Source organism: Methyloligella halotolerans, from assembly GCF_001708935.1.
GTDB lineage: Bacteria > Pseudomonadota > Alphaproteobacteria > Rhizobiales > Methyloligellaceae > Methyloligella > Methyloligella halotolerans.
The window spans coordinates 63,957-85,583 of the sequence record NZ_MASI01000001.1 but is presented as its reverse complement, the minus strand read 5'-3'; the positions used below and the strand labels follow the sequence as shown (position 1 = coordinate 85,583).

At 66.2% G+C, this 21,627-nt stretch carries 19 protein-coding genes and 1 riboswitch; of the genes, 13 read left to right on the top strand and 6 right to left on the bottom strand.

The window, feature by feature from the left end:
• The first annotated feature begins 24 nt into the window (after nucleotides 1-24).
• Genes cobW through cobJ form a run of 6 tightly spaced genes read left to right on the top strand, consistent with a single transcriptional unit; the run spans nucleotide 25 to nucleotide 7,987 of the window.
• Entirely contained in the window at nucleotides 25-1,062 is a 1,038-nt protein-coding gene (gene cobW, locus A7A08_RS00420; RefSeq protein WP_069093602.1) for a cobalamin biosynthesis protein CobW, read from the top strand.
• Nucleotides 1,063-1,072: 10 nt separating this feature from the next.
• On the top strand, nucleotides 1,073-4,507 hold the full coding sequence (gene cobN / locus A7A08_RS00415) for a cobaltochelatase subunit CobN (protein WP_069093601.1): 3,435 nt from the start codon (nucleotides 1,073-1,075) through the stop codon (nucleotides 4,505-4,507).
• On the top strand, nucleotides 4,504-5,811 hold the full coding sequence (gene cobG, locus A7A08_RS00410; protein WP_069093600.1) for a precorrin-3B synthase: 1,308 nt from the start codon (nucleotides 4,504-4,506) through the stop codon (nucleotides 5,809-5,811). The genes cobN and cobG overlap by 4 nt, the downstream gene beginning before the upstream one ends.
• 12 nt (nucleotides 5,812-5,823) lie before the next feature.
• Nucleotides 5,824-6,456, top strand: a complete 633-nt coding sequence (locus A7A08_RS00405; RefSeq protein ID WP_069093599.1) for a precorrin-8X methylmutase — start codon at nucleotides 5,824-5,826, stop codon at nucleotides 6,454-6,456.
• The gene (locus A7A08_RS00400; protein WP_069093598.1) at nucleotides 6,453-7,211 is read left to right on the top strand and encodes a precorrin-2 C(20)-methyltransferase; all 759 of its coding nucleotides are present in this window, start codon (nucleotides 6,453-6,455) and stop codon (nucleotides 7,209-7,211) included. Before A7A08_RS00405 ends, A7A08_RS00400 begins: the two co-directional genes overlap by 4 nt.
• Before the next feature lie 11 nt (nucleotides 7,212-7,222).
• Nucleotides 7,223-7,987 (top strand): precorrin-3B C(17)-methyltransferase, encoded by a 765-nt coding sequence (gene cobJ, locus A7A08_RS00395; protein WP_069094244.1) that lies wholly within the window; start codon nucleotides 7,223-7,225, stop codon nucleotides 7,985-7,987.
• On the opposite strand, the gene A7A08_RS00390 is transcribed toward cobJ, so the two are convergent.
• Nucleotides 7,954-8,727, bottom strand: coding sequence for a cobalt-precorrin-6A reductase (locus A7A08_RS00390; RefSeq protein ID WP_069094245.1), 774 nt, complete (start codon nucleotides 8,725-8,727; stop codon nucleotides 7,954-7,956). The two genes, cobJ and A7A08_RS00390, sit on opposite strands and share 34 nt — an antisense overlap.
• Here A7A08_RS00390 and cbiE point away from each other — a divergent pair.
• From cbiE to A7A08_RS00365, 5 genes are read left to right on the top strand one after another with little or no spacing between them, the layout of a single operon-like run.
• Complete coding sequence (gene cbiE, locus A7A08_RS00385; RefSeq protein WP_245290764.1) at nucleotides 8,726-9,988, top strand: precorrin-6y C5,15-methyltransferase (decarboxylating) subunit CbiE; 1,263 nt, start codon at nucleotides 8,726-8,728, stop codon at nucleotides 9,986-9,988. The genes A7A08_RS00390 and cbiE overlap by 2 nt on opposite strands.
• Complete coding sequence (locus tag A7A08_RS00380) at nucleotides 9,985-10,368, top strand: cobalamin biosynthesis protein (protein ID WP_069093596.1); 384 nt, start codon at nucleotides 9,985-9,987, stop codon at nucleotides 10,366-10,368. The genes cbiE and A7A08_RS00380 overlap by 4 nt, the downstream gene beginning before the upstream one ends.
• Nucleotides 10,365-11,129 carry a precorrin-4 C(11)-methyltransferase gene (gene cobM / locus A7A08_RS00375; protein ID WP_069093595.1) on the top strand — a complete coding sequence of 255 codons (765 nt, stop codon included), beginning with the start codon at nucleotides 10,365-10,367 and terminating at the stop codon, nucleotides 11,127-11,129. The genes A7A08_RS00380 and cobM overlap by 4 nt, the downstream gene beginning before the upstream one ends.
• Nucleotides 11,126-11,941 (top strand): uroporphyrinogen-III C-methyltransferase, encoded by an 816-nt coding sequence (gene cobA, locus A7A08_RS00370; protein WP_069093594.1) that lies wholly within the window; start codon nucleotides 11,126-11,128, stop codon nucleotides 11,939-11,941. The genes cobM and cobA overlap by 4 nt, the downstream gene beginning before the upstream one ends.
• Complete coding sequence (locus A7A08_RS00365; protein WP_069093593.1) at nucleotides 11,938-13,284, top strand: cobyrinic acid a,c-diamide synthase CobB; 1,347 nt, start codon at nucleotides 11,938-11,940, stop codon at nucleotides 13,282-13,284. The genes cobA and A7A08_RS00365 overlap by 4 nt, the downstream gene beginning before the upstream one ends.
• A gap of 19 nt (nucleotides 13,285-13,303) precedes the next feature.
• Here A7A08_RS00365 and A7A08_RS00360 read toward each other — a convergent pair whose 3' ends face one another.
• Nucleotides 13,304-15,619: a TonB-dependent receptor gene (locus A7A08_RS00360; protein WP_245290763.1), complete on the bottom strand. Its 2,316-nt coding sequence runs from the start codon at nucleotides 15,617-15,619 to the stop codon at nucleotides 13,304-13,306.
• A 116-nt stretch (nucleotides 15,620-15,735) separates the two neighbouring features.
• Nucleotides 15,736-15,928: riboswitch (cobalamin riboswitch) on the bottom strand.
• 165 nt (nucleotides 15,929-16,093) lie between these two features.
• On the opposite strand from A7A08_RS00360, the gene A7A08_RS00355 reads away from it, so the two are divergent.
• Nucleotides 16,094-16,471 (top strand): PRC-barrel domain-containing protein, encoded by a 378-nt coding sequence (locus A7A08_RS00355; protein ID WP_083226333.1) that lies wholly within the window; start codon nucleotides 16,094-16,096, stop codon nucleotides 16,469-16,471.
• 191 nt (nucleotides 16,472-16,662) lie between these two features.
• Nucleotides 16,663-17,073, top strand: a complete 411-nt coding sequence (locus A7A08_RS00350; protein ID WP_069093591.1) for a hypothetical protein — start codon at nucleotides 16,663-16,665, stop codon at nucleotides 17,071-17,073.
• A 28-nt stretch (nucleotides 17,074-17,101) separates the two neighbouring features.
• Here the strand turns inward: A7A08_RS00350 and A7A08_RS00345 are convergent, their stop codons facing one another.
• The 4 genes from A7A08_RS00345 to A7A08_RS00330 form a co-directional block, all read right to left on the bottom strand.
• On the bottom strand, nucleotides 17,102-17,461 hold the full coding sequence (locus A7A08_RS00345; protein WP_069093590.1) for a c-type cytochrome: 360 nt from the start codon (nucleotides 17,459-17,461) through the stop codon (nucleotides 17,102-17,104).
• Between the two features lie 12 nt (nucleotides 17,462-17,473).
• Nucleotides 17,474-17,920: a c-type cytochrome gene (locus A7A08_RS17510; RefSeq protein ID WP_425348973.1), complete on the bottom strand. Its 447-nt coding sequence runs from the start codon at nucleotides 17,918-17,920 to the stop codon at nucleotides 17,474-17,476.
• A gap of 165 nt (nucleotides 17,921-18,085) precedes the next feature.
• A complete protein-coding gene (locus tag A7A08_RS00335; protein ID WP_083226332.1) occupies nucleotides 18,086-20,590 on the bottom strand; it encodes an ATP-binding protein in 2,505 nt (834 codons plus the stop codon).
• Nucleotides 20,587-21,624, bottom strand: a complete 1,038-nt coding sequence (locus A7A08_RS00330) for an HlyD family secretion protein (RefSeq protein WP_069093588.1) — start codon at nucleotides 21,622-21,624, stop codon at nucleotides 20,587-20,589. The genes A7A08_RS00335 and A7A08_RS00330 overlap by 4 nt, the downstream gene beginning before the upstream one ends.
• Nucleotides 21,625-21,627: the final 3 nt, after the last annotated feature.

Sequence of the window (21,627 nt, the reverse complement as noted above, 5' to 3'; positions counted from 1 at the left end):
AACACGATCGGATTTGGAGGCATCATGTCGAATCTCGCGAAGATTCCCTGCAGCATCGTCACCGGATTTCTCGGCGCGGGGAAGACCACCCTGCTCCGCCATGTGCTGGAGACCGCCGGAAAGCGACGCGTCGCCATACTGATCAACGAGTTCGGCGATGTCGGCATCGACCGCGACATCCTTGAAGGCTGCGGCATCGAGAACTGCTCGGAAGACAGCATCGTGGAGCTTTCCAACGGCTGCATCTGCTGCACCGTGGCGGACGATTTCGTTCCCGCCTTGGAAGGTCTCCTCGCCATGGCCGAGCCGCCGGAGCATATCGTCATCGAAACCTCCGGGCTCGCTCTTCCCAAGCCCCTCGTCCAAGCGTTCAACTGGCCGGCCATCGCGTCCCGCGTCACCGTCGACGGGGTGATTGCCGTGGTGGACGGCCCCGCCGTGGCCGCCGGCCGCTTTGCCGACGACACCGAGGCGCTGGCTGCCCAGCGCAGCGAGGACAGCTCCATCGATCACGAGAACCCGCTGGAGGAGGTCTATGAAGACCAGCTTCTCTGCGCGGACCTGATCGTTCTCAACAAGACCGACCTGATGGATGGAGAGGCACGGGCCAAGGTCGCCCGCGAGATCAAGGAGACCGTGCCCCGGGAAGTGAAGATCGTCGAGACCGAAGGGGCAAGAATCGATGCGGGCGTGCTTCTGGGGCTGGGCGCCGCGGCCGAGGCAGATCTCGCCGCCCGGCCGTCTCACCACGATGCCGAGGGCGAGCACGACCACGACGATTTCGAGAGCTTCGTGCTCGACCTCCCCCAGGTCTCACAGGCCGACGAGATGATCGCCCGCATTGCCGCCGTCACCGGCGACCACGACATTCTGCGGGTGAAGGGCTTTCTCGATATCGCAGGCAAGCCCATGCGGCTTCTGGTGCAGGGCGTGGGCGCGCGCATCCAACAGCAATTCGACCGGCCCTGGCGGGCAGACGAGGCGCGCCAAGGCCGCCTCGTCGTGATCGGCCAGAAGGGGCTGGACCAGGACGCAATCGCACGATCCATCGCCGGGGAGTAAGCTCTACCGCATGCATCTGCTCGCCACAGAGACTGCAACCCTCGACGAGGTCGAGACCGCCGTCGATCTGGAGCAAACCCCGGCGGACATCGTCGTGCTCTCCTTTTCTGACAGCGATCTCTCGGCCCTCGCCTCCGCGTGGTCCGCGGCGCACGATGAATTGCCTTCTCTTCGCCTGGCCAATTTGAAGCGTCTGCGCCATCCCATGTCGGTAGACGTCTATATCGAGACGGTGATCGCGGGCGCGCGGCTGGTCGTCATTCGCGGCATCGGCGGGCTCGACTACTGGCGCTACGGCTTCGAAAGCATCGCCAAAGTGGCCCGCGCCAAGGGCATCCACTTCGTGGCGCTTCCCGGCGACGACCGACCCGACCCGCGTCTCGCCGAGCTTTGCACGGCGCCGGAGAATGCGGTGGCCCGGTTCGACCGGTATTTCCGCGAAGGCGGCCCCGAGAATCTCGGCAACGCCCTGAGGCTGGCCGCGAACCTGCTCGGCCAGGAGATCGACGCTGCGGAACCGGTGGCGCTAGGCCCATCCATCGCCATGCACCGCGACGGCGCCATGGCCGATCCCGCATTGCTCACGGCCGATCCCGCAAAGCCGACCGCTCTCATCCTGTTTTACCGCGCCAACCTCATGGCGGCCGACGCGGCGCCCATCGCCCAGCTTATGACGGCTCTGGAAGGCCAGGGCCTGAACGCCCTCGCCCTTGCCGTCACCAGCCTGAAGGATCCGAACGCCGCCGACACGGTCGAGGAGTTGATAGCCCGGACCAAGCCTTCGGTGATCCTGAACGCCACCGCTTTCTCCGCGCGGCGCGAGGACGACACCACGGTGCTCGACGGCGCCGACGCCCCCGTTCTGCAGGTCGCCATGGCAGGCTCGACCCACGACGCCTGGACCGAAGCCGCCCGCGGCCTCTCTCCCAGCGACCTCGCCATGAACGTGGTCCTGCCGGAGCTCGACGGCCGGCTGTTCACCCGGACCATCTCCTTCAAGGAAGAGCGGGAAGCGGACGAGGCGCTGCAATACTCGGCCACCATGCACGCTCCGGTGCCGGACCGGATCGAGTATGTCGCAGCGCTCGCGTCTCGTTGGGCCAAGCTGCGCAACACGGCCGCGGCCGACCGGCGCCTTGCTCTGATGATCTCCGACTATCCCGCAAGAGGCGGCCGCACAGGCTATGCCTGCGGTCTCGACACCGCGGCGAGCGTGACGTCCATCGCGGAGATGCTCGCTGAAGCGGGCTACGACACGGCCGGCGCCGACTGGCCTGCCGAAGAGATCGTCCCGCTTCTGACGGCGGCAGAGCCCCAGGAAACGCTCAGGGTTTCGCTGGCCAGTTACCGCCAATGGATGGAACGGAATCCGGAGGCGGCAGGCCGGATCTCAGATGCCTGGGGCGCGCCGGAGGAGGATCCGCGCTTCGGCGGCGGCGAATTCAGCTTTCCTTGCCTGCGCGCCGGCAAGCTCACCATCGTGCTCCAACCCGATCGAGGATCGCTCACTGATCGCAAGCAAGGCTATCACGATCCCGATTGTCCGCCCCGCCACGGCTATGCCGCGCTCTATTTGGCGCTCCGCGAGGCCGAGAAGATCGACGCTCTGATCCATCTGGGCACCCACGGCACCCTCGAATGGCTGCCCGGCAACGCCATCGCCCTGTCCCGCGCCTGTCTGCCCGAAGCGGTGCTCGGCCCCCTGCCCGTCATCTATCCCTTCATCGTGAACAATCCCGGCGAGGCGGTGCAGGCCAAGCGCCGCATCTCCGCCGTGACCATCGGCCATCTCACTCCGCCGCTCAGCGAAGCCGGGCTGCACGGGGCGATGGCGGAGATGGAAGGGTTGATCGAGGAGTATATGGAGGCCGACGGCGTCGACCGCCGCCGGATGCCGCTGCTGGAAGCGGAGATTCTCGACGTCGCCTGGCGCACTGGTCTCGCAGAGGATTGCGGCCTCTCCCGCGACGACGTCCCCCGCGAAGCGATCGCCAAGCTCGACGCCCAGCTTTGCGACATCAAGGACCTCGCCATCCGTGACAGCCTCCACGTCTTCGGCCAGGCGCCGGAGACGGAAGCCGCGGCAAGGCTGGCCGATGCGACGCTGGCCTCCATGGGCTCGTCGGCTGAAAGCGTGACCAAGGACTGGCTGGAGAGGCTGATCGCCGAAAGCGCCGAAGCCGAGCGCCATGGCCTCCTCGCGGCCCTGGACGGCCGCCGGGTGCCGCCAGGTCCTGCAGGGGCGCCCACCCGCGGACGTCTCGATATTTTGCCCACGGGCCGCAACCTCACCACCATCGACCCGCGCGCGATCCCGACCCGCATCGCCACCACCATCGGGGCCCGCGCCGCGGACGATGTGATCCGGCGCCACCTTCAGGACCAGGGCGAATACCCTGGCGCTTTGATGCTCGATCTTTGGGCCTCCGCCTCCTTGCGGACCGGCGGCGACGACCTTGCCCAGGCCCTGGCCTATCTCGGCGTGCGCCCCCAATGGGATCCCCGCTCCAACCGCGTGACAGGCATCGAGGTCCTGCCCCTGGCGAAGCTCGACCGTCCGCGTATCGACGTCACCTTGCGCATCTCAGGTCTGTTCCGGGACATCTTTCCGGCACAGATCGCCCTGTTCGACATGGCTGTGCGGAAGGTCGCCGAGCGCGACGAGGAGGACGAATGGAACCCGCTCGCCGCCGCGCGGAAGAACGGCGAAAGCCTGTCGCGCATCTTTGGCGGGGCGCCTGGAAGCTATGGCGCCGGCATGACAGACAGAGCGCTGGATTCCGACTGGTCCACGCGCGCCGATCTCGCCGAAGCCTATCTGGCGGCCGGCAGCTACGCGTACGGTCCGGGTGAATCCCGCACCGCGGCGCGCCACGATTTCGCCGCCCGCATCGCCGGGACGGACGCCCTCGTCCATCCTCAGGATGATCGGGAGCGCGACCTGCTCGACGGCGACGGGATCGCCGATTTTGTCGGTGGCTTCGCAGCGGCCGCCGCCAGTCTCGGCGACAAATCCCCTGCCCTGTATCACCTCGACACGAGCAAGCCGGATACGCCGGTCACCCGGACCGTCTCGGAGGAGATCGCCCGCGTCGTGCGGGGCCGCCTCACCAATCCGCGCTGGATCGCCTGCATGCTGACCCACGGCCATCGCGGCGTCGCCGAGATGGCGCAAGCCGTGGACGCTCTTTATGCCTTCGCCGCCGGGACCGAATCCGTGCCGGGACATCTCTTCGACGAGGTGCATGAGGCCTTGATCGCCGACGCGGAGACCAGAACCGCCATCGCCCATGCGAACCCGGACGCCCTGGCAAGCATGCTCGATCGGCTGAACGATCTCCTGGCGCGCGGTCTTTGGAGCCCAAAGCGGAACGCCGTGCACCAAGAGCTCGGCGAGGCGCGCAGGCCCACGCGTGAGGGACCGCCCCGGGAGGCCGCCGAATGAGCGCAGCCCCCGCCAGGATCGATCCCCGAGAGGAAGCGCGCGCGAAGCCCGAACCGCGCGGCTGGTGCCCCGGCGCGCTGCGACCTATGGAAAGCGGCGACGGGCTGATCGTGCGGCTTCGTCCGCGTTGCGGCGCATTCACCCTCGCGGCGCTTCGCGTGATCGCCGGTCTGGCGCGCCGGTTCGGCAACGGGCAGATCGACCTGACCCGCCGCGCCAATCTCCAGCTCCGCGGCCTGCGCGAAGAGGATTTGCCCGCCCTTTGGGAAGCACTTGCCGCGGCAGACCTCCTGGATGACAGCGCGGAGGCCGAATCCGTCCGCAACGTGATGGTGGGGGCGCTCGGGGGCGTCGATCCGAGCGAAATCCTCGATCCGCGCCCGATCGCGCGGGCCCTCGAGGCTCGTCTCATCGGCGACCCGCAGCTCTGGCAGCTTCCTGGCAAGTTCGGCTTCAGCGTCGATGGCGGCGGCGCCTTCTCCATCGCCCACGAACGTGCCGACATCCGGCTCTGCGCCATCGTCCAGGATGGTAGCCCCCTGATCGCGATTGGCCTCGACCGGCGCGACGGCGTCGATTGGGCCGGCGTGACCGCGCCCGAAGAAGCTGCGGACATGGCGGCCGAGACCGCGCGGCTCTATTTGGAGATGTTGGGCGGAGCGCAAGGACGCCTTCGGGAGCGGCCCGCGGCCGATTACAGCCGCCTCCGCGATGCCCTCGCGAGACGCCTGCCGGCCCTGCAGAACGCTCCGGACATCGTTGCTCCGAGCCGCGCGCTGGGCTGCCTGTCTGACGGCGGAGATGCTTTCGCCTTCGCCATGGCGGCGCCATTCGGACGGATCGAGGCGGAAGCCTTGCAGCGGTTCACGGACGCCGCCGAGAAGCTGGCGGTTCCCGAAATACGGCTCTCGCCCTGGCGAACCCTCTACATCCCCTTGCCCGATCCCGCCGCGGCGGATGCCCTCGCCGGGATCGCCGCCGAGACCGGCTGCATCCTCGATGCGAACGATCCGCTCCTGGCGATCGATGCGTGCACCGGCGCACCCGGCTGCCGTCAGGGCTATATCGATACGAGGCAGATCGCCCGCGATCTCGCCCCTCACCTGCAGCGTCTAGGCATAGGCTCATGCCACGTCTCCGGTTGCGCCAAGGGCTGCGCGCGGTCTGCCCCCGCTGAACTCGTCGTGGTGGGGACCGACGATGGCTGCGGGCTGAACCGGTACGCCACGGCCGATGCCCCGCCCCGCGCCGTGGTGCCGCGGAGCGGGCTTTCGCGCTTGCCGCAGCTTCTCGAAACGCTCTAGGACCGCCGGACCATGGTCTCATCCCACGCCTATATCCGCGACGGCGCCGAAATCTACCGGAACTCCTTCGCCATCATCCGCAGCGAAGCGGACCTCTCGCGCTTCTCAGGCCAGGCCGAGAAGGTCGCGGTCCGCATCATCCATGCCACCGGCATGGTGGAGATCGCGCCGGAGATCGTCATGTCGCCGGATTTTGCCGACGCGGCCCGCAATGCCCTTCTCCGGGGCGCGCCGATCCTCTGTGATGCCCAGATGGTCGCCCATGGGGTCACGCGGAAGCGCCTACCCGCCGATAACGACGTGATCTGCACCCTCTCCGATCCTTCCGTGCCGGAGCTCGCCGAAGAGATGGGCACGACCCGCTCCGCCGCCGCCCTGGAGCTGTGGCGGCCGAAGCTGGAAGGCGCCGTCGTCGCCATCGGCAATGCCCCGACGGCGCTGTTCCGTCTCCTGGAGATGCTGGAGGACGGCGCGCCGAAACCCGCCGCCATCATCGGCGTGCCCGTGGGCTTCGTCGGCGCGGCGGAATCGAAAGAGGCCCTGGTCGAATATGGTCGCGTCCCCTCTCTCATCGTGACGGGCCGCAAGGGCGGGAGCGCCATCGCCGCCGCCGCCGTGAACGCACTTGCGAGCGAGGTGGAATGAGCGCCCTCGACGCCATCGCGGGCACGGCCCAACCAGGGACGCTCTACGGCATCGGGGTCGGCCCGGGCGACGTGCGCTATCTCACCTTGCGCGGCGCCGGCCTCCTGCGCTCCGTCGATGTCGTGGCCTATTTCTCTAAGCGCGGCCGGGCCGGCAATGCGCGGACCATCGTCGCCCCGCTCCTCGGCGAGACCTGCGCCGAGCTGAAGTTCGAATACCCCTACACCGACGAGATTGCCGTCGCCGACCCGACCTATCGCGACGCGATCTCCGGCTTCTACGGCGAGACCGCCCAGCAGATCGGTGAGGCGCTGGCCACCGGCCGCTCCGTTGGCTTGCTCGCCGAGGGCGATCCCTTCTTCTACAGCTCCTTCATGCATATGTGGCACCGGCTGGAAGGCGATTTCCCCGTCGAGGTCGTTCCCGGCGTGACCGGCATGTCGGGCTGCTGGACCCGCGCCAATGTCCCTATCACCTGGGGCGACGACATCCTCTCGGTGCTGCCGGGCACCCTCTCTGAAGAGGCGCTTGCCGAGCGTCTCGGCGCCTGCGACGCCGCCGTCATCATGAAGGTGGGCCGCAACTTGGCGAAGGTGCGCCGGGCGGTCACTGCTGCCGGCCTTCTGGACCGCGCGATCTATGTGGAGCGCGGCACCATGGAAGCCGAACGCATCGTCCCCTTGCGCGATCAGGCCGACCAGACCGGCCCGTATTTCGCGATGATCCTGATTCCCGGCAGGGGACGGCGGCTATGAACGGCGAAGATATGACCGGCAAGCTGACCATTGTGGGTCTGGGGCCCGGCGGACCGGAACTCACCACGCCTGCCGTGGCCGTGGCCGTGCGCAGAGCAACCGATCTGGTCGGCTACGACACCTATATGAAGCGGCTGCCCGCCCTGCGGCCGGACCAGACGGTGCATGCTTCCGACAATCGCTACGAGATCGACCGGGCGCGCCATGCCCTGTCCCTGGCCACCGCGGGCCGCGACGTCGTGGTCGTCTCCGGTGGCGATCCCGGAGTCTTTGCCATGGCCGCAGCCGTGTTCGAGGCGGTCGAGACGGGGGAGCCCGAATGGCGCGAACTCGCCATCGAAGTGCAGCCCGGGGTCTCGGCAATGCTGGCGGCCGCCGCCGAAGCCGGTGCGCCGCTCGGTGGCGATTTCTGCGCCATCTCCCTTTCCGACAATCTGAAATCCTGGGGCACCATCGAGTGGCGCCTGATCTCCGCGGCACAAGGCGACTTCGCTATCGCTCTTTATAATCCCGCTTCGACAGCCCGCCCGGACCAGCTCGGCAAGGCTTTCGCCCTGCTCCGCCAGCACAAATCCGGAGAAACGGTCGTGATCTTCGTGCGCGCCGCCGGCACGCCCGAGGCCAAGCTGACAATCAAGACCCTCGCCGAAGCCGACGGCACCGAAGCGGATATGCGGACCTTGGTGATCGTCGGTGCGGAAAGCACACGGGTGATCCCGCGTGTGGGCCGGGCCCCCTGGGTCTACACCCCGCGCTCCGAAGGGGCCGCGAGATGACCGGATATCTTCGCCTCCAGCCAATCGGCCGCCGCGTCGACGGTCTCGACCAGATAGCCGGCGGGCTTGTCTGGCCGCGCGATCATCACCACAGGGAGACCGAGCGTGCGCGCAGCCGCAAGCTTCGCCGCCGTCGCGGTTCCGCCGGCATTCTTGGAAACGATCGTCTCGACGCCTTCTCGACGGAACAACGCCACTTCATCGTCCTGGCTGAACGGGCCCCGTTGCAGCAGGATCTTCGTATCGGGGGGCAGGTCCCCCGGCTCCGGCGGCTCGATGGAGCGGATCAGATAGCGGTGCTGGGGCTCGGCCTTGAACGCCGCCACCTCCTGACGGCCGATGGTAAGCAGCACCCGCCGTGGCATCTCCCCCAACGCCAAAGCGGCGTCTCCGAGACTGTCTGCATCGATCCAAAGATCCCCAGCGCCCCGCGCCCAGGCCGGACGTACCAGGCTGAGCAGCGGAACGCCGGCGGCCTTCGCCGCAGCAACGGCATTCTCAGAAATCCGGGTGGAGAACGCGTGGGTGGCATCGACCAGCACCTCGATCCCCTCTCCCCTCATCCACCGGGCCATCCCATCGGCGCCGCCGAATCCGCCGATCCGGCACGGCACAGGCTGCGCTGCCGGAGACAGAGTTCGCCCCGCCAAGGACAGGGTCGGCGAGAACCGGTCGTCTCCCGCCAATCGCCTGGCGAGCGTGCTGGCCTCCGTCGTGCCGCCGAGAATGAGAAGTCGCATGGCCGTCTCTGAGTTGAACGAGAGCCTGTCAAACAGCATGCCCGGCCGCTGGCTGTCCATCGTCGGGATCGGCGAAGACGGTATCGAAGGCCTCTCGCCAATCGCGCGCCGGCTGATCGAGGATGCGAACCTGGTCGTGGGCGGTCGCCGCCACCTTGATCTGGCCGATACCTTGATCCGGGGAGACCGCCTCTCCTGGCCGAGCCCCATCGACGGCGCCTACGCCGATATTCTCGCCAGACGCGGCGAGGCCGTCGTCGTGCTCGCCTCGGGTGACCCGTTCCATTTCGGCATCGGCAAGCAGCTCGCAGCCCTCGTCGATCCCGACGAGATCGCCTGCGTGCCGCAGCCATCCGCCTTCTCTCTCGCCGCCGCGCGCATGGGGTGGGCGCTGCAGGACGTGACCACGCTCTCCCTGCACGGCCGTCCGCTGGATCGCATCATCCCAGCCCTCCAGCCCGGCGCTCGTGTTCTGGCTCTGACCTGGGACGAGACCACACCAGCAAAGCTTGCCGACCTCCTGAAAGCCCGCGAGATGGGACAAAGCCGCATCACGGTTCTGGAGAGGCTTGGCGGACCGAAGGAGCGCGCGCGCGCTGCCCTCGCGGAGAGCTTCGACCTCGACGACATCGATCCATTGAACATCGTCGCCGTCGAGGTCGTAGCCGAAGCCGGCGCACCCTTTATCGGTCTGGCGCCCGGCCTCGACGATGCCCTGTTCGAAAGCGACGGCCAGCTCACCAAGCGGGAGGTCCGGGCGGTGACCCTGTCATCCCTGGCCCCGCGCCGCGGCGAGCTGCTCTGGGATATCGGCCTCGGCTCCGGGTCCGTGGCCATCGAGTGGCTTCTCCGCGATCCCGCCATGCGCGCCATCGGCTTCGAGGAAGATCCCGAACGCGCGGCGCGGGCCGCACGGAATGCGGCGTCTCTCGGCGTCTCCCAACTTGAGATCGTCCAGGGCAAGGCGCCCAAAGCCTTGGAAGGTTTGCCGCCGCCCGACGCCGTATTCGTCGGCGGAGGCCTCAGCGACGGCGTGCTCGACGCAGTCTGGAGCGCATTGAAACCCGGCGGACGGCTCGTGGCCAACGCCGTGACCCTGGAAGGCGAACGAACGCTATTCGACGGCTTCGAGACCCATGGAGGATCGCTTTCACGCATCGATATCGCGCGTCTCGACCAGGTCGGCAGGCTGCACGGCTGGCGCCCCGCCATGCCCATCACCCACTGGCGGGTCGCGAAGCCGGAAGTGACGAAGCCATGATGGTCGCCGGATTCGGATACCGGAAGGACGTCGCGCTCGATGCGCTTGAGGAAGCGCTCGCCCTGGCCCTCTCCCACTGCGACATCGAACGGAGGCAGATAGACGCGATCGCCGCCGCGTCGGGCAAGCAGGATGAGGCCGCCGTTCGAGCCATCGCCGCCGAACTCTCCGTTCCGCTGATACCGGTCAATCAGGACGCTATGATCCAAGCCTCCGGCCGCACCTTGAGCCATTCCGACCGCGTCATGGCGGAAAAAGCTGTGCCGTCGGTCGCCGAGACCGTTGCGCTTGCGGCGGCCGGACCCGCATCGAAATTGTTGGGCCCGAAAGTATCCAGCCGAAGCGCGAGCTGCGCCATCGCCATCGGAGGGGGATCATGACCATCCATTTCGTCGGTGCGGGCCCCGGCGCGGCCGATCTCATCACGGTACGCGGACGCGACCTGATCGCCCGCTGCCCGGTCTGCCTCTACGCGGGGTCCCTGATCCCCGAGGCTTTGCTCGGCTTCTGCCCTGAGGGCGCGCGGATCGTGAACACGGCACCCATGTCGCTTGAAGAGATCGTCGCCGAATACAAACGCGCCGACGATGCAGGCGAGGATGTCGTGCGGCTCCATTCGGGAGATCTCTCGGTCTGGAGCGCTCTCGGCGAGCAGATCCGGCAACTCGAGAGCCTCGGCATCCCCTTTACCGTTACCCCCGGCGTGCCTGCCTTCGCCGCCGCCGCCGCTACCCTGCGCCAGGAGCTCACCTTGCCCGAAATCGCCCAGTCCGTGGTGCTCACCCGCACCCCGGGCCGCGCTTCCGCCATGCCGCCGAAAGAGACGCTTGAGAACTTTGCCGCAACCGGCGCGACCCTCGCGATCCACCTGTCCATCCAGGCGCTCGATGCGGTCGTCTCCGAGCTCGCGCCCCATTACGGCACCGACTGCCCCGCGGCCATCGTCTATCGCGCGAGCTGGCCGGACGAGAAAGTGATCCGTGGCACGCTGGGGACTTTGGCCGAGCAACTGGCCGCCCACGAGGAGATCGACCGGACGGTCCTGATCCTGGTCGGCCCGGTCCTCGACGCCCACGGCTTTCGCGACAGCGCGCTTTACGACGCCGGCTATCAGCGGCGCTATCGGGGGCGGCCGGCATGAAGCACGAGACGACCGTTCCCGGCCTGCCGTCGGACTTCCCGTCCTTTCCCGATTTCGCGCCTGGCGAGGTCTGGCTGGTCGGCGCAGGCCCCGGCGACCCGCGCCTTCTGACCCTCATGGCGCTGCATGCCCTGCGCGAGGCGGACACCATCATCCATGACGCTCTGATCGCGCCGGGCGCTCTCGGTCTCGCCTGCCCGGATGCAACCATCCGCAGCGTCGGAAAGCGGGGTGGGCAGCCCTCGCCCCAGCAGAGCGAGATCACCGAGCAGCTCATTGGCCTGGCAAGGCAAGGCAGGAAGGTGCTGCGCCTCAAGGGCGGCGATCCCTTCGTGTTCGGCCGCGGAGGCGAGGAGGCAAGCGCCCTGGCCGACGCAGGCATTCCCTTCCGGATCGTGCCCGGGCTGACATCGGGCCTGGCCGGCGCCGCCCTGGCCGGGATTCCCGCAACCACACGGGACACGAACCATGCCGTGATCCTGGCTACGGGTTACCGGGCCGAGGGGCATCCGGACGAGCAGGATTGGGAGGCCATCGCCAGGACAGGCCAGCCCGTCATCCTCTACATGGCGATGGCCCGGCTTGAGGGCATCGTGGCCGGGTTCCTGCGCGCCGACGCCGACCCGCAGCTTCCCGTGGCGATCGTTGCCTCGGCGACCCTCCCCGATGAGCGGATCGTGGAAACCTCTCTCTCCTCCGCCGTGGAAGACGTGCGGACCAATGAGATCGGCGCCCCGGCAATCGTCGTGATCGGCCACAACGCCAAGCTGGGCCAGACGCTGCGGGCTGCCCTGGTGGACGCCGTTCCATGAGCCGGCAGCCCATCGGCGACGGCCCGTCGGGCATCATCATCGCCGCGCCACGCTCGGGTTCCGGCAAGACGACCGTCAGCCTCGGTCTCTCCCGCGCCTTTCGAAACCAGGGCCTCTCCGTCCAGCCCTTCAAATGCGGGCCGGACTATATCGACCCCGCCTTCCTGACCGAGGCCGCGGGGCGTCCCGCCGTCAATCTCGACAGCTGGGGCATGCGTCCGGAGCTGCTCCGCCATTTGGCCTGCACCCTCGGAGCTCAGGCCGAGCTTTGCGTGGCCGAGGGCGTCATGGGGCTGTTCGATGGGGCGGGCGCGCAAGGCCAGGCCGGCTCGGGATCCACGGCGGACCTTGCCGCTCTCACCGGCTGGCCCGTCGTCCTGGTGCTAGACGTCTCCGCCCAGGCCGAGACGGCCGCAGCGGTTGCCCTGGGGTGCAGCACCTACCGGAACGATGTCGAGATCGCCGGCGTGATCCTCAATTCCGTCGGCAGTCCGCGCCACGAGCAGATGGTGCGCGCCGGTCTCGATGGCATCGGTATGCCCGTGCTGGGTGCCCTGACGCGCCGGAGCGGACTGACCTTGCCCGAACGCCATCTCGGCCTCGTCCAGGCCGGCGAAACGCAGCATCTCGATGAGACCCTCGACGCTCTCGCTGCCATGATGGCGGAATGCCTCCGCCTCGATGAGATCCACAGCCTCGCCCGCCCGCTGACGGGGTCTTCGGGTACGCCGGAGCGCGCGCCCCTGCGTCCGCCGGGACAGCGGATCGCCCTAGCCCAGGACCGTGCCTTTTCCTTCACCTACCCCCATCTCGTCGCCGAGTGGCGTGCGGCGGGGGCGGAGATCCTGCCCTTCTCTCCCCTGGCCGACGAAGCGCCCCATGACAACGCCGATGCGATCTGGCTGCCGGGCGGCTATCCCGAGCTTCACTGCGAAAGCCTCGCCACCGCAGAGACCTTCAAAGCGGGCATGCGGGAGGCGGCTTCCCGGGGCGCCGCCATCCATGGCGAGTGCGGCGGCTACATGGTGCTGGGGGAAACCCTGGAGGACGCCGACGGCACGACGCACCCGATGCTCGGGCTTCTCGGCCTGAAGACGTCCTTCGCGAGCCGCAAGCTTCATCTCGGATACCGAAAGGCCCGCCTCGACAGCGAGGCCCCGGCCCTGCCCGGCCGCACCTTGTTCGGCCACGAATTCCACTACGCCTCGATCCTTGCCCAGCCCGATACGCCGCTCGCGGAGATCGTCAATTCGGCCGGCGATCACGTCGAAGACACCGGTGCCCGCCGAGGCAGTGTCACCGGAGCCTTCTTTCACCTCATCGACAAGGAAGGCGCGGGCTGAGGCCCGCACCTCCGCTCGCTCAGAAGCCGATATTGTAGGTAAGCTCGAAGGTCCGCGGCTGACCCAGGCGCCACATATCCGTGTTGCCCGTCTGGGCGTAGACCTCGTCGAACAGGTTGAAGCCGCGCAGGCTGAGCACCGATTTCTCGGTGACCCGATAGTCGAGGATGGCGTTCACCACCGTATAGCTCGGCCGCTCATTCTGATTGGCGTAATCGCTATAGACGCTGCCGACATATTGCAGCCCCCCGCGCGCAGTCCATTTCGGGGCAAATGCCCAGCTCAGCCAAAGATTGGCCACCTGCTCCGGCACGTTTCGCGGCGTGTTGCCTGCATAAGAGACGACCGTCCCGCCCGACGACTGGGTGAAGTTGTCGTACTGGGCGTGCAGCAACGCGAGATTGCCGTCGGCCTGGATCGTGTCCGTCACCTTCACCGACAACGCGGCCTCGACGCCCTTGGAGGATTGCTCCCCGACCTGCACCGTCAGCGCCGGATTGAACGGATCGGTGGTGAGGAGATTGTCCTTCTCGATCCGGTAGCCGGCGAGGGTCAGCTCCGCCCGGTCGTTCCAGAAGCGCTGCTTGATGCCGGCTTCGATCTGCCGCCCGGTGGACAGCTCGAAATCGTCATAAGCGACGCTCATGGTGAGCAGGCTGGTGACCGGATCCGTGCCCGTCGAGTATTGCGCATAAAGCGCCGTGTTCTCGAACGGGTTCCAGACCGCGCCGACGCGCCAACTCACCGTGTCGAAGCTCTTGCCGAAGCTGTTGGTCGGGTTTCGGAGATCGATCTTCTCCACGTCCGGCGCGTCGTAGCGGAGCCCTGCCAGCAGCGAGACCGTATCCGTCAGATGCAGATGGTTCTCTGCGAAGACGGAGGCCTGGTTCAGCTTCGATTTGAAGCCCGGCGTCGTCGGATCGACCCGCAGGAACCGCCCGGGGGCGGGATTGTAGAGGTCGACCGTCGAGCTTCCCCCATAAGGCGAATTGTTGATGTGCTTGAAGTCGACATGGTTGACGTCGAAGCCGACCAGCACTTCGTTCTTCATGCCCATCAGGTTGTGCTTCAAGCTCGCATCGAACCGGTTTCCGATCTGCTCCTGCTCATGGAGGATCTCGATATAGACGTCACGGAAGACATCGTTTGAGACGGGCTGGTAGAGATAGCTCTCGGCATTCCGCCAATGGCGGTCCGAGGTCACGTAATAGGCCGTATTGCGAAACGTCAGGTTCTCGGTCGGCGTCCACTCGGCCTTCAGCTGGGTCCAGTTGTCCCGGAACTCCACCACGCTGTCATTGACGTTGTAGTTGTTGAACCGCGTGCCGCTCAGGATGCGCCCATCCACCAGCGGCGTGCCGAAATACCGGAGCGGCTCCTGATAGCCGTAATCGTTCGACAGGGTGATCTTCAGGTCCGGATTGACCTCGTAGAGGATCGAGCCGGCGATCATCAGATTCTTGAAGTCGCCGTTCTGATCCAGCCAGCCGTCTGTGTCCGTACCGGCGATGTTGAGCCGGTAGGCGACCTTGTCGCTGATGGCCCCGCCGCTATCCCAGGCCGCCCGCTTCTCGCCCTGGTCGCTGAACGAGATCTCACCGCGATTGATGCGTTCGAAGGTCGGTTTCTTCGGCACGACGTTGATGATGCCGCCGATAGCGCCTTCGCCGTAGAGCACCGAGGCCGGGCCGTGCAGCACCTCGATGCGCTCCGCGCTCCAGGTGTCGAACGGATAGGTCAGCGTTCCCGACCCGACATAGAATCGCGTGCCGTCGTAGAGGTTCATCACCGAATTGACGCCGTCGAAGCCGCGCGCGCTGTAGGACCCGCCGCCATTGCCCGGAGCGCCAAGCCACGTGATGCCCGGCGCATCCTGGGTCACCGCCTCATGGACCGTCTTCTGTCCACGCTCGACCATGGTCTCGTTGGAGATGATGTCGATGCTGGCCGGGGTCTCGAACGGGGTCAGCCCGAGACGGCTGCCGCTCTCGGCCTCGCTGTTCAGGTTGAGGCTGTCGGGCTGAAGCCCCGTCTCTCCGGTGGGTTTAACGGGACCGGCAGCGTCGACCGGGGTTGCCACCGGGATCGAGGCCGGTGCGGAAGATCGCCGGCTCCCATTGGCGCTGGGACGCGGCGCGGGCGCCTGATTCGGCGCCTCCACCACGATGGGATCGAGCTCGAAGGCATCGCCTCCCCCACCCGGCTCATCCTGGGCGAAGGCACCGCCGGAGGGCGCGCCGAGACCGACCACAGACAGACAAACGGTGGAAATTGAAACAACGGAAATCGTCTTCGCCGGACGGGCGAAGCGAGCAAGCCAATTTTTGGAAAACACGGGAATATCCTCGCGGTGATGAAGTCACGTCACCGCGAACGAGTCCCTCTCCCAGCGCTTGAAATGAACGCGCAATGGATCAGCACCAGTCGAGACACCCCGCCCAACTTGTTCGCGCATGACCGCGGCCGACGGCAGGTCTCCTGACTCGCGGGTCTTTGCCGCCTGCCGTCTTCCCAGGCGAAATGCCCAGTGACGTAATGGCAGGAAGCTCGCCGCTTACAGTTGCGGGGGCAGTCACGGAATTGAGCGAGGCTCGCACCGTGTTCCCTTTTGATCCCGATTGGGAACCGTCGCCGCAGACGTTAATTCGCTGTTCAGACCTGCGTCAAGAATTTGGACGGGCGGTGGCGGAAATATGGTCAACCTTCCCGGCGCAACAGGGATTTTTGGAAGCACAACAAAGAACTGCTGGAACGTGTGAGCGCCCTTACCCGTTGATCCTTCAACGATTTCTCGAAAGGAGGACCAACCATGAAACGCCCAATGATTGTCGCTTCGGCCGCCGCGCTGCTCCTGGCATCCGCCACGGCAGTGACCGCTGCCCAGACGCTCATCGAGGTCGAGGACGACACCACCCAGGTGGAAGCCTTCGGCAAGACCGTCGACCAGGTTGAGGATATGGACGTCATCGGCGCCGACGGTGAGACCATCGGCGAGGTCGAGGACGTGCTGGCGACGCCGGACGGCGAAGTCTCGGCTCTCTCGGTCGATGTCGGCGGCTATTTCGGAATCGGCGAGAGGGAAGTGATCCTCGGCATGGATGATGTGGAGTTCAAGGACAACAAGTTGAGCACCACCCTGACCAAGGACGAGATCGAGAAACTGCCGGACTGGAAGGATAAGTCCTAGGCGAACGCCTTGAGATGACGATTTCGGAGCGGTCCGGATTTCCGGGCCGCTCTTTTAATGTCTGCTCTGCTGCCCGCACCGACATGCCCGGCTCATAGTATCCCGCCTCGATGCCTGCGGTACCGGACCGGCCGCCCCGCTTTTCAAGCCTGACTGGTCTGCTATAAGACTTCTACAGGGGGGTTGAAGTCATGGCAGCACGGATCTTCTTCGTTTCTTTCGTCTTCGGCGCGTTGACGGTGGTCATCGCCTCCGCCGCACCAGATCCCGCCCGGGCCCAGGACGACGGTTACTCGTTCGAAGACTTCATGGCCGAAGTCGAGGAGGGCAAGAAGGATCAGGCGCTCTGCCGCGACGACGAAGGCGGCACGTCCCCTCAAGTGAGGATCGACGCCTGCACCCGCCTGATCGAGGACGCCCCTTACGAAAACGATTTGGTTGGCACCTACTACGTGAACCGGGCCATGGCGGGCGGCGATCCCGACCAAAACTGCGCAGACGTGCGCAAGGGCATCCAGGTGATCGAGGACTCCAAGTCCACCATCTACGGCGAGGACTATCTCTCCGCCGCCGGGCGCCTCGAAGAATCGATCTGCGATTAACCGGGCAGCGCCAAGTACCGGCGCAGGCCTACTCGGCCGCGCCGGGCGCAGGCTTCGCCTCGCCCTTATCCAGGCTGCCGATATAGGCCACCAGATCGCTGATCTCCTGCCGCGTGAGCGAAAGGGACGGCATGGGCGGGTGAGGATCGGCGAGGAAACCCGTCAGCATATCGACGCTGTCGCCGTATTTCTTCGAGATCGCCAGGAAGGTCGGCGTGCCCACGGCCGGCGCCGATTCCTGCTTCGGACCCACCAGATGACAGGTGGAGCACCACTGCTCCGCGATCTGCTTTCCGCTGACCGCGATGCCCGCGGCTGACGCAGGCGCGGTCCATAGAAGTCCCGCCAGAGCAATCGTCACGAGAGAAACGCAGAATCGATATGCCATGGCTGGGCCTCGCTACAACGTCTTCAGATAGCTTATGAGGGCATTGACCTGGGGCGCGGTGAGCTCGAACGCGGGCATGTCCGGATGGCCCGTGACGATGCCCTCCGCCAGGCTTTCCGCCAGGGATTCGACTGGGTAGAGCTTGTGCAGTTCCCGAAAGGGCGGCGCCATGGGCTCGGGGCTGGCGCCGGCGTCGCCGACCGCGTGACAGCGGCCGCAATTGGCCTCCGCGATGGCCTGGCCGCGTTCGACGGGATCTTCCGCCGGTTCGGGATCGGCAGGCGCCACAGGCTTCTCGGCCGGCACCTTGGCCGCTTCCGGCACGCTCGTCCCCGATTGCTCCGCCGCCGGCGTCGCTTGCGGCGTCTCCATCGCCGGAGAGTCGCTATCTGCGTCCGCGGCGCCGGCCGAAGCCGGCCACAGCGCGCAAACCAAAGCGAAAGCCGAAAGCCACCGCATGCCACACCTCGATGTCAGGTCCCATTCGGCGCTCCGCCCTCAACCGCGGCAAAGCACCCGATTCGCTCGAATCGTAGACCTCTGCCCGAGGCGCACGCAACCGGCCATTCGAAGCGGAACGGAATAATCGACTGAAGGTGAGGGAAGAATCGGGAGGCCGCGACCCTAAGCCGCCCGCATTCTCTGCAGGCGCTCAGAGGCCTCGTCGCCAGCCTCTTTCAACCGCGCAAGAGCCGGATCCACCGCCCCGGTGCTGTCGCAAGCCTGCTCCAAATCGTTCGCCAGACCCGAGACGCGCATGAAGCCCAGCATCCCGGCGACCGACTTCAGCTTGTGAGCCGCCTTAGCGAGCGCGTCGTGATCTTCGCCGTTGACGTAGAGGTCGGCCAGCATCGCCTCGAAGGTGGACACATGCTTCTCCACCCGATCCTTGCCCAGCAGCGCGCTCAGCTCGGCGAAGGTCTGCTCGTCGAATTGCGTCGGCTCGTTGCTATCGGTCGTCTCCATCGCTTTCTTCTCCTTGCGTTGGGGCCGCTTCGGGCTCCATTTCTCGATTGTCCGTAGCAGATCCTGTTTGGCGAACGGCTTGGCGACATGATCGTCCATGCCGGCCTCCTTGAAGCGCCGGACCTGTTCGGAAAGCACGTTGGCCGTCATGGCGATGATGGGGAGCGTCGCGAAACGGCCCCCGAGGGCCCGGATCGTCTCCGTCGCGGTGATGCCGTCCATGCGCGGCATCTGCACATCCATCAGCACGAGATCGAAGCGCTTGTTCTGCACCGCTTCGATCGCCTCGACCCCGTCGCCGGCAACGGCAACGCGGTGACCCTCTTTCTCCAGATAGGCTGCGGCGATCTCCTGGTTCATGGGCAGATCTTCCACCAGCAGGATATCCAGAGGCCGCGTCTTCGCCCTCCGCTCGGGCAGCGCAGGCGCGGGCGGCGCCTCCGACGCCGGCAACGGCAGGCGGAACCAGAAGGTGGACCCCTCGCCCGGCACGCTGCTCACCCCGATCTCGCCGCCCATTAGCTCCACCAGCCGTTTGCAGATGGCGAGTCCGAGACCCGTGCCGCCGTAGCGGCGGTGCACGGAACTGTCCACTTGGGAGAAGCGCCGGAAGAGCTTGTCGCGCTTATCCTCCGGAATGCCGATGCCCGTGTCGGCGATATAAAAACCGATCGTCTCGCCGGCATCGGTCTTGCCCTCCCTGGCAATCCGCAACGACACCGAACCCTCATCGGTAAACTTCACGGCGTTGTTCAGGAGGTTCAGGAGCACCTGCCCAATGCGCTTCTCGTCCCCCGACAGCCACGCCGGCACGTCCTCTTCGATCTCCATCTTGAGCGTCAGCCCTTTGCCTTCGGCGCTGCCGTGGAGGATGGAGATCATGTGATCCGCCAAGGACGAGATGGCGAAGGGATGAGGCGCGATGTCGATCCTGCCGGCCTCGATCTTGGAGAAATCGAGGATGTCGTTGACGATGGTGAGGAGCGAATGCGCCGCGTTCTGGGAGAGCAGCAGCCGGCGGCGCGCCTCCCGCGAGATCTTCTCGCCATCGAGCACCAGCCCGGTGAAGCCGATGATGGAATTGAGCGGCGTGCGGATCTCGTGGCTCATGGACGCGAGGAAGTCGGTCTTGGCCTCACTCGCCTTCCGCGCGCCGATCAGCGCGGCCTGGGTCTCCTGTTGGGATTTGGCGAGCGATTCCGCCGCGTCCTCGGCGGATTGGAGAGCCTCGAAGAGCCGCGCCTGCAGCTTCTTCCTCTGATCAAGAACCGCCGCGACCACGAGACTTTCCAATGCGGTGGTTGCGACGAAGATTTGCAGCACGACGAGCGTGGCACGCATGTCGCCATGGGACAGCAACAGCGGACCGAAGCCGCTATTGGTCGCGATATAGGCGGCAACCGCCGTCATCAGGATGCCTAGCGCTGCGCCGAGGAATCCAAGCTGGAAGACCGCGAAGAGAAGCGCCGGAAACGCAAAGAACAGGAACGGAAAGCTCTTCTGCCAGAACACCAGGGTCAGGGCGGCCGCCATCACCGCCACGACTACCCCGAGCCTCCAGAGCATCCTCCGCGTCAGGAGCGCTTCGAAATCGGCCTTGTGCACCGTCATCACGATCGGCGTGACGATCAGAAGACCCAGGGCGTCGGCCGGATACCAGATCCAGAAGATCTCTCTGAAGTTGCCCCCGTCCACGAGGCTGAGCCAGCCCGCCGCCAGCACACCGGAAACGACCGGGGCGAAGGTCAGCGAGACGATGCAGAAAGCCGTAAGCACCCGCGGCCGAGAGAAATCCAGAGGCTCACGCAATGCCAACAACGGAAACGTGCAGAGAATGATCTCGATCAGATTGCAGAGCGGCAGTCCTATCGTGATCAGCCACGGGTCGTTGAGCGCGACATTGGCTGCCATGTTCCCGAGAACTCCCGCAGCGGCAATCCCCGCTCGCTCCGAGAACGGGCGGCCCGCGGCACAAGACCGGAGCAGGATGGCCGCCAGCAATCCGTTGGCGACCCAGATCGAGGCGACGCGCCCTTCAGTCAGGGTAAGCCCGATGCCCAGCAGGCACGCGCCGAAGATGAGGACGAAAACCAACCCATACCGCCACCACCGCAAGGGCACGGCAGCCGGCTGCTGCCCTGGATATGCCGCAGCTCCGCTCATCGGACCTCATCCCAGCGCGACGCCAGCCATTCGCGCCCATCGCAAATCAGCCAGCAGCCGCGCACGCTGACCTTCTGGGCGACCGCGAACTCCCCACCGTCGACCGCGATGCGCACGAGCCGACCGCGATCCCGCGGCTTGAAGAGATTCTGGAACTCCGGCGGCAACGCATCCGCGACGCCGAGCACGGCCTCGATACGCCCTTCCACGGTGCGGGAGCCGCTGCTCACGCGCACCCTCTCGCCCGGCTCCACTTCGAACAGGTAGTCGCTGGAGAGGTAGGCGAGCACGTAGGTCTCGGAGCCGTAGAGCGTCAGGAGGTCGTCGCCGAAATTGACCGCCTGCCCTTGGGTCGGAACCTTCGGCCCCACGGTTCCGTCCCGGCTGGCGACGATCACGCCATTGGCATAGATCGTCTTCAGGCTGTTCAGTGCCCCAATCGCCCGCTTGGAGGATTCCACGACATTCGGAAGCTGGGTCTCGTACAGCTTCCGCTGGCTCTGCAGCTCCGCCAGCTTCTGCGAGGCGTCGAACTTGTTCTCCACCGCGTCGTTCATGCGCAGGTTGGAGACCAGCCCCTTGTCTTCCAGCGCATCGAAATCGTCCAGCGTGGCGGCGCTCTCCTGCAAATGCCGCTCGGCAAGCGGAAGCAGCGTCTTCACGACCCCGAACTTGATCTGCAGCTGCGCATTCTTCTCGATGAGATCCGCCGCTTTCAGGGTGAGTTCGGCAATGTCCCGCACCATCTGGGCCGATTCCATGCGCACCAGCACCGCGCCCTTCTTCACCTCCTGGCCCTCGGTGACTTCGACCTTAACCACCTGGCCGGGATAAGTGGCAGCAACCACATCGCGATCGGTTAGCAGGATGCCTTCGGCACGCAGGAAGACCATGTCGCCGAACAGGTAGTTGAGGATGACGAGGCCGAGCATCGCGAGGAGAGCGAGATAAATGCGCCGCCCCCAGGAGGCGGATTCCACCCGCTGCTCGCTCACCAGCTTGTCGACGCTTGGGCGCTTATGGATTTTCAGCATGAC